Source organism: Bartonella sp. MU70NMGDW (assembly GCF_042194085.1).
Classification (GTDB): domain Bacteria; phylum Pseudomonadota; class Alphaproteobacteria; order Rhizobiales; family Rhizobiaceae; genus Bartonella; species Bartonella grahamii.
In genome coordinates this window covers 1-11,433 of the sequence record NZ_JBHIMK010000061.1, presented here as the reverse complement: position 1 = coordinate 11,433, position 11,433 = coordinate 1, and the positions used below count along the sequence as shown (strand labels likewise).

The 11,433-nt window shown below is 37.9% G+C and carries 8 protein-coding genes; 6 read left to right on the top strand and 2 right to left on the bottom strand.

From position 1 onward, the window contains the following. Nucleotides 1-150: 150 nt before the first annotated feature. Nucleotides 151-2,730 (top strand): ATP-dependent chaperone ClpB, encoded by a 2,580-nt coding sequence (gene clpB / locus ACFIKE_RS06545; protein ID WP_375648755.1) that lies wholly within the window; start codon nt 151-153, stop codon nt 2,728-2,730. A gap of 843 nt (nt 2,731-3,573) precedes the next feature. Further along, nucleotides 3,574-4,701, top strand: coding sequence for a hypothetical protein (locus tag ACFIKE_RS06540; protein ID WP_375648753.1), 1,128 nt, complete (start codon nt 3,574-3,576; stop codon nt 4,699-4,701). 237 nt (nt 4,702-4,938) lie between these two features. Here ACFIKE_RS06540 and ACFIKE_RS06535 read toward each other — a convergent pair whose 3' ends face one another. After that, nucleotides 4,939-5,310, bottom strand: coding sequence for a helix-turn-helix domain-containing protein (locus ACFIKE_RS06535; RefSeq protein WP_375648759.1), 372 nt, complete (start codon nt 5,308-5,310; stop codon nt 4,939-4,941). 379 nt (nt 5,311-5,689) lie between these two features. Beyond that, nucleotides 5,690-6,061 (bottom strand): helix-turn-helix domain-containing protein, encoded by a 372-nt coding sequence (locus ACFIKE_RS06530; protein ID WP_375648751.1) that lies wholly within the window; start codon nt 6,059-6,061, stop codon nt 5,690-5,692. Nucleotides 6,062-7,330: 1,269 nt separating this feature from the next. Here ACFIKE_RS06530 and ACFIKE_RS06525 point away from each other — a divergent pair. The 4 genes from ACFIKE_RS06525 (at nt 7,331) to ACFIKE_RS06510 (ending at nt 11,086) form a co-directional block, all read left to right on the top strand. Continuing rightward, nucleotides 7,331-7,753, top strand: coding sequence for a hypothetical protein (locus tag ACFIKE_RS06525; RefSeq protein WP_375625381.1), 423 nt, complete (start codon nt 7,331-7,333; stop codon nt 7,751-7,753). 114 nt (nt 7,754-7,867) lie between these two features. After that, complete coding sequence (locus ACFIKE_RS06520; RefSeq protein WP_375648757.1) at nt 7,868-8,320, top strand: DNA polymerase; 453 nt, start codon at nt 7,868-7,870, stop codon at nt 8,318-8,320. A 490-nt stretch (nt 8,321-8,810) separates the two neighbouring features. After that, nucleotides 8,811-10,046, top strand: a complete 1,236-nt coding sequence (locus ACFIKE_RS06515; protein ID WP_375648749.1) for an MFS transporter — start codon at nt 8,811-8,813, stop codon at nt 10,044-10,046. A 644-nt stretch (nt 10,047-10,690) separates the two neighbouring features. Then, entirely contained in the window at nt 10,691-11,086 is a 396-nt protein-coding gene (locus ACFIKE_RS06510) for a hypothetical protein (RefSeq protein WP_375625383.1), read from the top strand. The last annotated feature ends 347 nt before the right edge of the window (nt 11,087-11,433 follow it).

Below are 11,433 nucleotides of genomic sequence, written 5' to 3'. Positions count from 1 at the left end.
ACCCATATTCTTTTTAGCACTACGGTTCTTCTTCATGTGGCATCATTTGCGGTGTTTTGTGGGGGGTGGTTGGTCCTTTGAAGATGTCTCTTTTGTGGAATGTTGGGGGAATTTAAAGTGCGGTGGTGGCTTGAGATTTAAGGAAAAAAAATGAACTTGGAAAAATATAGCGAACGCGTGCAGGGTTTTTTACAATCAGCACAAAGTGGTGCCCTTGCTTCTGATCATCAGCAGTTTTTGCCGGAGCATCTGTTGAAAGTGTTGTTAGACGATTCTCAAGGATTGGCTGCATCACTGATCCAAAAAGCGGGTGGTGATCTTACTCTTATTCGAAAGGCGCTTAACGAAGCGCTTGATGCTTTGCCTAAAGTGCAAGGGGGAAATGGACAGCTCTATTTGTCTCAGCCATTGGCAAAAGTCTTTAACATGGCGGAAGATCTGGCGAAAAAAGCTGGTGATCAATTTGTGACTGTGGAGCGTGTGTTGCAAGCGCTGATCATGGAAAAGACCGCAAAAACTGCTGATATTCTTACAAGCGGAGGGTTGACAGCGCAAGCGCTTAATGAGGCTATTAATGATTTGCGGAAGGGAAAAACAGCAACAAGCCCCCATGCCGAAAGCCAATATGATGCTTTGCAAAAATATGCTCGTGATTTGACAAAAGATGCCCGTGAAGGAAAACTGGATCCTGTTATTGGGCGGGAAGAGGAAATCCGCCGCACTATTCAGGTGCTTTCACGGCGGACCAAAAATAATCCTGTGCTTATTGGTGAGCCTGGGGTGGGGAAAACAGCTATCGTGGAAGGGTTGGCATTGCGCATTGTTAATGGTGATGTGCCTGAAACCTTGCGTGATAAACAGCTTCATGCACTGGATATGGGAGCGCTTATCGCTGGTGCAAAATATCGTGGGGAATTCGAAGAGCGCCTCAAAGCGGTGTTGGCAGAGGTGCAAGCTGAAAATGGGCAGATCATTTTGTTTATCGATGAATTGCATAATCTCGTTGGGGCTGGAAAATCTGACGGGCCTATGGATGCTTCTAACTTGTTAAAGCCTGCTCTTGCACGCGGAGAGCTCCATTGTGTGGGGGCTACTACGCTCGATGAATATCGAAAATATGTTGAAAAAGACGCTGCTCTTGCACGCCGCTTTCAGCCTGTCTTTGTACCGGAACCCTCTTTAGAGGATACTATCTCTATTTTGCGCGGTATTAAAGAAAAATATGAACAACATCACAAAGTGCGCTTGGCAGATAGTGCACTGATTGCGGCGGCGCGTTTGTCTAACCGCTATATTACGGATCGTTTCTTGCCGGATAAAGCTATTGACCTTATCGATGAAGCGGCGGCGCGGTTGCGCATGCAGGTCGATTCAAAGCCGGAAGAACTCGATGCTGTTGATCGGCGTATTTTACAGTTGAAGATCGAACGGGAAGCTTTGAAAACAGATGTCGAGCCAACAGCAAAAGAACGTTTGAAAAATGTGCAGGAGGAACTGAAAACATTGGAACAACAGTCCGCTGAGATGACAACGGCTTGGCAGGCTGAGAAACAAAAATTAGGGCATGCTGCTGATTTGAAAAAACAACTCGAAGAAGCCCGTAATGCTTTGGCTATTGCACAACGTGATGGACAATTCCAACGCGCTGGAGAGCTCGCTTATAGCGTTATCCCTGAACTCGAAAAACAATTGAGTATCGCGGAAAATGATGATCAACAAAATCATCTCGTTGAAGAGACGGTTACTGCTGAACATGTGGCACGGATTGTTTCGCGCTGGACTGGTATTCCTGTTGATCGGATGCTGGAGGCAGAACGGGAGGCGCTGTTGCGGATGGAAGATGAAATTAGCAAACGTGTGATTGGGCAGGGAGAGGCTGTGCAAGCTGTTTCTCGCGCGGTACGTCGTGCGCGCGCAGGGTTGCAAGATCCCAATCGCCCGCTTGGCTCTTTCATGTTTTTGGGTCCTACCGGTGTGGGAAAAACCGAATTAACCAAAGCACTTGCCGCTTTTCTGTTCCAAGACTCCAATGCCATGTTGCGCATCGATATGTCTGAATATATGGAAAAACATGCTGGGGCGCGGCTGATTGGGGCGCCGCCTGGATATGTTGGATATGAAGAGGGTGGGGTGCTGACGGAAGCTGTACGTAGAAGACCTTACCAGGTCATTCTATTCGACGAAATTGAAAAAGCACATCCGGATATTTTTAATCTCTTGTTGCAAGTGTTGGATGAGGGACGTTTGACCGATAGTCAAGGACGTACTGTCGATTTTCGCAATACCTTGCTGATTATGACTTCTAATCTTGGTGCTGAATTTTTAACCGCTTTGCCTGAAGGACAAACAACCGATCAGGCAAAAAATGATGTTATGAATGTCGTGAAAGCGGCTTTCCGTCCGGAGTTTTTAAACCGTATTGATGAGATTATTCTCTTTCAAAGGCTGCAACGTCACGATATGGAAGCGATCGTCGATATTCAGATAGAACATTTGCAAAATTTGCTCAATGAACGCAAAATAACTTTGCAAATCGAGCCAGAGGTGAGAAAATTTCTTGCCAATAAAGGCTATGATCCGCTCTATGGTGCGCGTCCGCTTAAACGGATTATCCAAAAAGAAATTCAAGATCCACTGGCGGAAAATATCTTATTTGGAAAAATTCACGATGAAACAACGGTGAAAATTACAAAACAAGGCGATCGGTTGGAATTTTTGCCTGAAGATTAAGTGTGGAGAAATTCACGCTATAAAGAGCGGTGATAATCCTATTATGTGATAACACCGCTCTTTGAGGCATGCTGATTTAGAAAAATTCACGATGAGACAGCGGTGTTTTATTGCAAAGCAAAGGGAGTGGTCGGTTTTTTTGCATGTTAAATGAGCGTTCTCGAATATCGTAGGATTCTTTTACTTCTGTTTGTCGTGAAAGCTATTTTCTTGCAATGTTATAAGTGAAGTCACAAGCGGGATTGCTTTATTGCTTTGTGCGTAAAAGCGTTAAAGAGAAATGCTGTTTATTCGCCGTAAAACATTGCTCTTTGAAGGGGTGTGGCATGGGGGATTTTAGACGAAGATATTTTGACGATGGGTTGGAGTTTTGCTGTTTAAGCAAAAGGTGGGGGATGCGTAAAATGCACTGCTCTCTCATTTTTTAGGTGATATGCGTTTTTCTGCTTTAAAATTTTGCTAAAAGTTTTTTAAAACTGTTTGATTGATTGCACTCTTGTTAGTGGCTCGTAGATAATGAAGCATGATTATCTGCACAATCAAGTTTGCTCCTTTGCAGTTTTTTAATCAAGATAAAGACTTAAAAAACAAGACCCTAACTTGTTTTGGTTAAAATTTTCGCTATTCGTTGTTATAAAAGCAAGTTTAAGTGAAGGTGTATATTAAAAATATCATCTATATCTTAATTTACTTTACTTTACTTATTTGCCAATAAACTATAATATCGTAAATACTAAGTAAGAGAAACAGATAATGAACTTTTTTCAAGAGTTTTAATAAAAACTGTATTTGGATTTATTGATAAAAAGGATCATTTGAAATTTAAGCGGGGGGTATAATCTCATGAAATTAGCCACAAACAAGGAATTAATTAACAGCTGGTTTGCAAAGGAAGTTAAGAGTTACAATCGGCGTATTCCAGAAGGCTTAAAGGATTTCTATGAGGATAGGAAAGATTCGTTAATAAGTGATGATAAGCTTCAACAGGAAATTTTGGGGCCTTTAATACAGCGTATATCGTTAACACCGGATGATTCCAATCCATTAAAGATGTTTCTTGAACAAGGCATTTCTTTTAGGAAGGAGCAAGGGGCGAGAGTTTTTGATACTATTAGAGGTGAGCATTCGATATCTGTTAAAAGTGGAGAAAGCGTTGATCCATTTAAAGTGAATGATCCAGAAATTGACGCATCATCTATACCGGACAAACGAGAAAATACCCATACATTTACGATGACGTGTGATCGAAGAGAGCGTGCTTTTAGAGAAGAGTATGGGCTGGACAATCTTTTAGAAGAGATTAGATCGTCTGTCAGAGAGCAGGATAATGTTGAGAGTTACAATTGGTTAGAAAAGCTTATTGATCGTGCATTAAACAGTGAAGTTGCACCGTTACAAGAAACACAAGAAATCTACATTCCAGACATTCGTGATCTTCGTTTAGATGAAAAATCATATGAGCTCGCTATAAAAATCATTCGACAAGCAGTCGGATGTCTTGGGATTCGCTCACGTTTGTACAATGCTTGTTATTTTCAAAAAGCTTGTTCTTTGCGTGATCTTGTATTCATTTTTGGCATAGGTGCTCAATTTGATATAAATGCTCTAGTTCTTGACGAAGTCATGAATATATCGACAGTTTGTGACGCTAAAAATAACCTTTTAAAAGTGAAAGATTTTGGTGAGAAAAATAGCGATGTTATTGGTCTTGCTATGTCAAAAAAAGCGATATCTATCGATGACTTAAAAATAAAAAGGTATAGCAAGTTTGATCCAAGCAATTCGCGCACGAATATCTTTTTTCATATTTCGCAATCGTCATTATTTCGTCCGTTTGAAACAATGATTGTTTTTAAAGCAGGGACTGATGATCAGATTGAAAAAACAATAAAAAGGTACGAAGTCGCCAATGACATGAAGTTAAAAGAAGAAGCAGAGAAAGAAGCTTTAAAAAGAGTAAAAGTGCTATAAAAAGACTAATTGAGGCATTCAAAAGTCATTGGAAAATTATAAGTGACAACAAAAATGCAGCTGATTATCCTCCCTTCCATAAAACATTGCTCTTTGAAGGGGTGTGGTGTGCTAGAATATTTGAGGGCAGAGCTTGAGTTATTGAGCCTGATGAAGTGCTGTTGTTTGAGGGGAAGCTGGTTTGAATTTGATTTAAGGGGGATATGAATGGAATAATATTGATCGTTGCGCTTTTGCTTAATCAGAAATTAGCCACAAGATTGCTTTTTGTTTTTTCGCTTTGAGCTCTCTAAAGTTTTTTAAAAGGGTGTGTTCTTTTTCGCTATAGGTTTCTTGATCGTGGTGTAAGAGAGTTTCTTTTGTTGAAAGATCTTCTTTTGTGGCAAGGTCTGCATAAAAGAAGTTTACGGGGACATCTAGTTTTTGGGCGATTTCGAGCAAACATTTTGCGCTTACACGGTTTAAGCCTTTTTCATATTTTTGGATTTGTTGGAAACTGACACCTAAATGGCTCCCTAATTCTTTTTGGGAAAGCCCTATTGAAATGCGTCTGTGACGGATTCTTTTGCCTATCAAAATGTCGATAAAATGTGGATTTTTAGTTGGCACTTCAAGCCCCCCCTCCGGTTGCGAGCGCCCTCGCATTGGTATTCCGGGAGTTAAAGGTACTGAATCCGAGTCAGCTTTTTGCTTTTAGTGCTGAGAAGCACCTGGACATAGCAAAATCTCCCGGAATTCCGGGATACCCGCAATGCGGGTTTGTTTTTACGCTCGGATTTAGGACCTTTAATCCCTCTTGATCGGTGCGTAGACGATCAAAATTACACTTTAAGTTAAAGTAATTTCAGAAGCTTGGCAAGAAAAATCAAAAATTTTCTATTCTGTTATGCCATAAAACATCGCTCTTTGAAGGGGCTGTGGGGTGGTGGTTTGAATTTGACTTAAGGGGGGGATATGAATGGAATAACGTTGATCGTTGCGCTGTTGCTTAATCAGAAATTAGCCACAAGATTGCTTTTTGTTTTTTCGATTTGAGTTCTCTAAAGTTTTTTAAAAGTGCGTGTTCTTTTTCGCTATAGGTTTCTTGATTGTGGTGTAAGAGAGTTTCTTTTGTGGGCATATCTTCTTTTGTGGCAAGGTTTGCATAAAAGAAGTTTACGGGGACATCTAGTTTTTGGGCGATTTTGAGTAAACACCCTGCGCTTACACGATTGAAGCCTTTTTCATATTTTTGGATTTGTTGAAAACTGACACCTAAATAGTTTCCTAATGCTTTTTGAGAAAGCCTCATGGCAATGCGTCTGTGACGGATTCTTTTGCCTATCAAAATGTCGATAAAATGTGGATTTTTAGTTGGCACTTCAAGCCCCCCTCCGGTTGCGAGCGCCCTCGCATTGGTATTCCGGGAGTCTAAAAGTACTGAGCTTAATCAGCTTTTTGCTTTTAGTGCTGGGAAGCACCTGGACATAGCAAAATCTCCCGGAATCCCGGGATACCCGCAATGCGGGATAAATTTATGTATTAAGCTTTCGGGCTTTTAGCTCCCTATTTGATCGTTGCGTGGACGATCAAAAACACAGGTCAATTCATAAGGCAATTTCAGAAAATTGGCAAGAAAAATCAAAATAATCTCAAAGACTATAAAATTGGGTACTTTTTAAAAAAGTGCGAAATATGGATTTTTGGTTGGCACTTCAAGCCCCCCGCTGGGGGCGAGCGCCCTCGCATTGGTATTCCGGGAGCCTGAAAGCACTGACCTCGAATCAGCATTTTGCTTTTAGTGCTCATCGCACCTGGACATAGCAAAATCTCCCGGAATCCCGGGACACCCACAAAAGTGGGTTCATTCTTATGTATCGAGGTTTCGGGCTTTCAGTTCTCTATTGATCGTCGCGTATACGACCAAAATTACACTTTAAGTTAAAGTAATTTCAGAAAATTGGCAAGAAAAATTAAAAATTTTCTATTCTATTGTGCCATAAAACACTGCTCTTTGAAGGGGGTGAAGAGCTAGAATATTTGAGGGCAGGGCTTGATTTATTGAGCCTGATGAAGTGTTGTCGTTTGAGGGGGGTGTCTGAAGACTGTAAGAGGTACTAGGCAAAAAGCTTTGTTCGTTTACAGACCCGTGTTTGCAGAGCAGTGCGGAGTGGTGGTTTGGAAGTTTCGTTTGGCTTTATTCTGTGAATGTGTAAAAGCGTAAAAACGTATATCCGTAAAATGATGCGAAAGATTTATGGATTTATGTATAGTTAAGCTGATTTTAAATTTAAAGTACTAGGTTATTCAGCAGGTAAAGCAGAACTTCCTAGTTTAGACAAAAAGACTAATACTGTACAAACAGTTCTGTATTTTGATGATAAAAAAGTTCTATTTGTCATAGCAAGAACAGCTATTCGAGATTTTTTGATATTGTCTCTAAATTTGGAACCACCAGTCAAAATATGGGCCTAATTTTATCAGTAAAATTAACTAAATCTAGTAACGATAATAGAGCTTACTATGTAATAAAATACACGGTATTGCTAATGAGACTTGACTTTAAAATAAGAATGCAAGTTCAATTTTCTAATCCAGAAACAAAAAACTTATGAGTTTAAAGATTATGAAATTGTAAACAGATGTTTTAATGGTGAAAAAATTTATTAATTTATTACAAGAAAAAATAGATGATACAAGTTATACTTGTCACCTTATTATAAAAATAAGCCCTCTGCGGGAACAGAGGGCTTCAATAGCGGAAAAAATTCTCAACATTGGGGTAAACAATGTCAAAAAAACTGATCTGCAAAACTTAAAAAAACGTATAAATTATGCACATTCATATCTTAGTACTTCATTAGGTATAAAGGCGATGGAGGAAATCGCACCTTCGGAAACCGTCACTACTAAGAATGTGTGTGAAGCTAGCAGAGAATTAAAAAAATGGCAAGCAGAAAAAAAGTTTAAACAAAAAAAGAAAACTTTGCTGTTTGTGCCCATAAATATAATGAATCAATTCCAAATAGTGCTTTTTATTTTAAAGCGTATCCAGAAACTGAAAATCAGTTAATTCACTACAATAAATATAATAACTAAATTAAAAAGAAATATTGTTAAAGAGAGCAGTGCTAAAAGACTGATTTAAAAAATAATTTCTCAAAAGCTGAAGATGATATCATAAAAGATATGGTTTAAAGACATTTTATTAAAAAAGGATACTTTAAAAAAATACGATACTTTACCAAGCCCTGTAATGAACAATTTATCGGAAATTACAAAAGCAACTTTTTTAACACCTACTTTAGAATTAAATGATGATGAGATATTAAGAAATGCATATAAAGGTGGCTTTGTTTTTTTAATCAAGACAGGGGGACATATATATAATGGAATTGAAGTATATGATGTTAACAGTATGTACTCAGCTATGATGTTAAAACTGTTACCTATAAGTAATTCTATCTACAAAAAAGACGAAATATTCACCAATTCATATTGGGCATGTTTTTTGTCATGGTATGGAGGAGTGAGAAGGATTGGGGGAAGTGTTTTCGTGAATGGAGGGGAAAGTTTAGAGGAAGAGGGGTGTTCAGTTGTTAAGTGTGTGATGGGAGAGAAAAAGGGGAATGGAGAATGAAGAGAGTGCGCATGGATAGGAGGAGAGTGTGGGTAAGGCGGGTATTGCAAAGAGATGCGTGAAGGATGGTGGTTTAAGGAGAGAGGGCTTGATTTGTTGAGCCTGACGAAGTGCTGTCGTTTGAGGAGTGGTTGGGTGTAAGCTTTATTTTGTGGGGAAAGCTGCTTTTTGACGTGGGATTGTAGACTAGTTCTGGTTGGGAATTTTCATTCTTTGAGACGTGGGCTGGAAGTCAATATAATAATATAGCAGATTTTGATCTCATAATTTTTACATTCTTTCTTTTTTAAAGCAAATAAGAAAGAAAAATTAATATATTACTTGATATTGGTCTAAATGCTTATATCAAGAGGAGTATTTCTTTAAAAATTTTCACTTAACTTATTAAGTGATTTATTAGAATAAAAGACTCTTCTGAAGTTCATATCACCAATTGTATCGAAGGAAGTGTAACTTTAAGTGTAGAAAAGTTTAACATTGGATGGTTGGTATGAATTTATTTTTAAAAAAGAGTCCTTTAGCTCTTTTTTGCTCTCTCTTTATTTCTAAAGTTGGTGATTATGCTTATGAAGTTGTTTTTGTTTTACTGGTCTTAGAATTAACAGATAACACCTTTTTTATAGGTCTTGTGTATTTTTTTCGATTTATCCCTTTTCTCTTTTTTGGCCCTATAGGAGGTTGGTTAGCGGATAATTTTTCTTTGAAGAAAAATATGATCTTAAGTGAAGTTGTTAGATTATTAGCTTCATTATTCGTTTTTATAACCACTATAACAGGTACGGCACATATCATTGTTCTTATTGTTGCAGCAATATGTACAACGATCGGAAGAAGTATTTTCCAACCAAGTTTTCAAGCTGCTATTCCCAGAATGTTTTCAATAAAAGATCTTACAAAGGCCAATAGCATTGCTCAAATTATCATGGAAACTGCAGCCGTCATTGGACCTTTGGTTTGTTCCCTACTGCTTTTTTTAGCAAATAAATCGGCAGTACTCATTTTTGATTTTTTTACCTATTTTATATCTATTATCGTGTTATTTAATCTCATGAATTTAAATTCAAGCGAGAATAAATCATTCAATTTTATAAAAATTTATCGAGAAACAGCTTCATATCTTAAATATATTTCTACTGAAAATAAACATTTATTTATTACGCTGGTTGGATCGTCGTTTGCTATTCTCTTTACGGGTGCTATTTTAAGATTTTTAATTCCAGCTTTTGTTCTCTCTATAGGGGGAGAGGAGAGCCTTGTGAGTTATATTTTTTCTCTCATGGCTGTTGGAACTATCGTTGGTGGTTCGTTATATCATAAAATTATATTAAATATTACATCGTTGAAGCTCATGGTATTTTGGCTTCTTTATGGGGTTATTCTGTTTGTTATGCCCTTAGCTGCAGAAATTTATTTAAAATTCCTTCTCGTGTTAGCGTTTGTTTTAGGATTTATTGGTGCCTTTGTGGATATTGGTTTAGTTTCAGCTATTCAATTATATTCTCGTCGTGAAGATTTTGGTAAGAGTTTTGGAACCTTTTCAACTTTAGCGAACTCTGCGGAAGCAATGTCTGGCTTTATTGCTGGATTTTTGGCGCTTGTGGGATTGTTAAGCTCTTTTTTAGCGATGTCTGCCTTCATTATTTCCACGGGAATGATTGGCGTTGTAAAAATTAAGAAAAATAAAGAGTTAACACCTCTTAACACGACAGTCGATGACGACCATTGATATATTTGATATCTCCATGCCGTTTCTTTTTTCTAAAGACGGTTCGTTCATTATCTTATTCATGAGGTAAAAACACCGCTCTTTGAAGGGGGTGATCTGAAACGAAAGAGTGGACAGTGGTGGAAACTTGCTAGGCAAGCATTTGAATTCTTTACAGACCTTTGTTTATAGAGTGGTACGGGGTGGTGAACCTTTCCTTGGCTTTGTTCTGTAATGATGTAAAAGCGTAAAAATGTGTCTGTGAGAAAGGAGTAGAGGGGTTATGTATTGTGCGTGTTTTTTGTCATGATATGGAGGGGTGAGAAGGATTGGGGAAAAGTGTCTTCGTGAATGGAGGGGAAATGAAGGGTGCTGTGGGTTGGTTTATGTAATGCAACACTCCATGAAAGTAAGTATACATGTACTATATGTATACTACATTCTTTACATGTGTTTTTTCGTACTTTTAACATATATATTTTGTGTCTTAAACATAAGCTTTGAGTACTATGAGAGATGGTGGTCGTTTTTTTAATAAGCGAGAAAGTGATTAACGAATGCTTGATTGTAAAGCAGTATGTTGTTAAGGCTATTCTTTGAAAGGATGCTCTTATTTCTGGTGTAGGAGCTTCTCAGGAGAGAATGCAATTAATAGGGGAGTTAAGATGTCAAAATATTTATTTCCGTTACCGCTTGTATTGGTGGCTGGTTGTGCATCTATGAGTAATTATTCATCAAATTATGTCAGTCCAAATATTACGCAAGATGATGTAAAATTAATTGCTAACGATTTTGTTCATAATCTTAAAAAACCTTTACCGCCCGCTACAACAACACTTGTTGTGAAAAAAAATAAAACAGGAGACAACTTTACTCCCGTATTTATTGATCTGTTGCGACGGAATGGATATAATGTGATCTATACAGATCAACCAAACAAACAGCAAAATGGTGTAATCTTGACTTATCAAATAACGCCAATAAAGATAGGTATCATGTCTATGGTTTCTTATGATGAGGCTGGAGTAACGCGTTATTATGTCCGTACTTATAATAGATGAAACGCCTTTACCGGTTTGTCTCAAAGAAGTAGATAATGAAGAAATGTGTTTCAGGGGAAATGTTGGGATTGAATTAATCAATAAAAATTTACAGATGTGAAAATTACATATTCAGCCGACAATTATCCGTCGTCTCGTTTACAATTTCAGTATTGTAATGAGAAGAGATATCGTTTTATCTGTTTGCAATTCTTCATGTTCTGTCTCAGTTATATAGCGCTTTTATCGTTTCTGTCTTATAGAAAATTACTTTCTGTTCTACGGCTCTATATGCCAATTTAATAGTCAGATCTAAACAATCAAATTCATATGAACTCTTTACGGAAATCTGTTGTTTGAGATTGTTG

Excerpts from the sequence above, each read along its gene's own strand:
- clpB (WP_375648755.1), top strand. The coding sequence starts at position 151 with ATGAACTTGGAAAAATATAGCGAACGCGTGCAGGGTTTTTTACAATCA.
- ACFIKE_RS06540 (WP_375648753.1), top strand. The coding sequence starts at position 3,574 with ATGAAATTAGCCACAAACAAGGAATTAATTAACAGCTGGTTTGCAAAG.
- ACFIKE_RS06525 (WP_375625381.1), top strand. The coding sequence starts at position 7,331 with ATGGTGAAAAAATTTATTAATTTATTACAAGAAAAAATAGATGATACA.
- ACFIKE_RS06515 (WP_375648749.1), top strand. The coding sequence starts at position 8,811 with ATGAATTTATTTTTAAAAAAGAGTCCTTTAGCTCTTTTTTGCTCTCTC.
- ACFIKE_RS06510 (WP_375625383.1), top strand. The coding sequence starts at position 10,691 with ATGTCAAAATATTTATTTCCGTTACCGCTTGTATTGGTGGCTGGTTGT.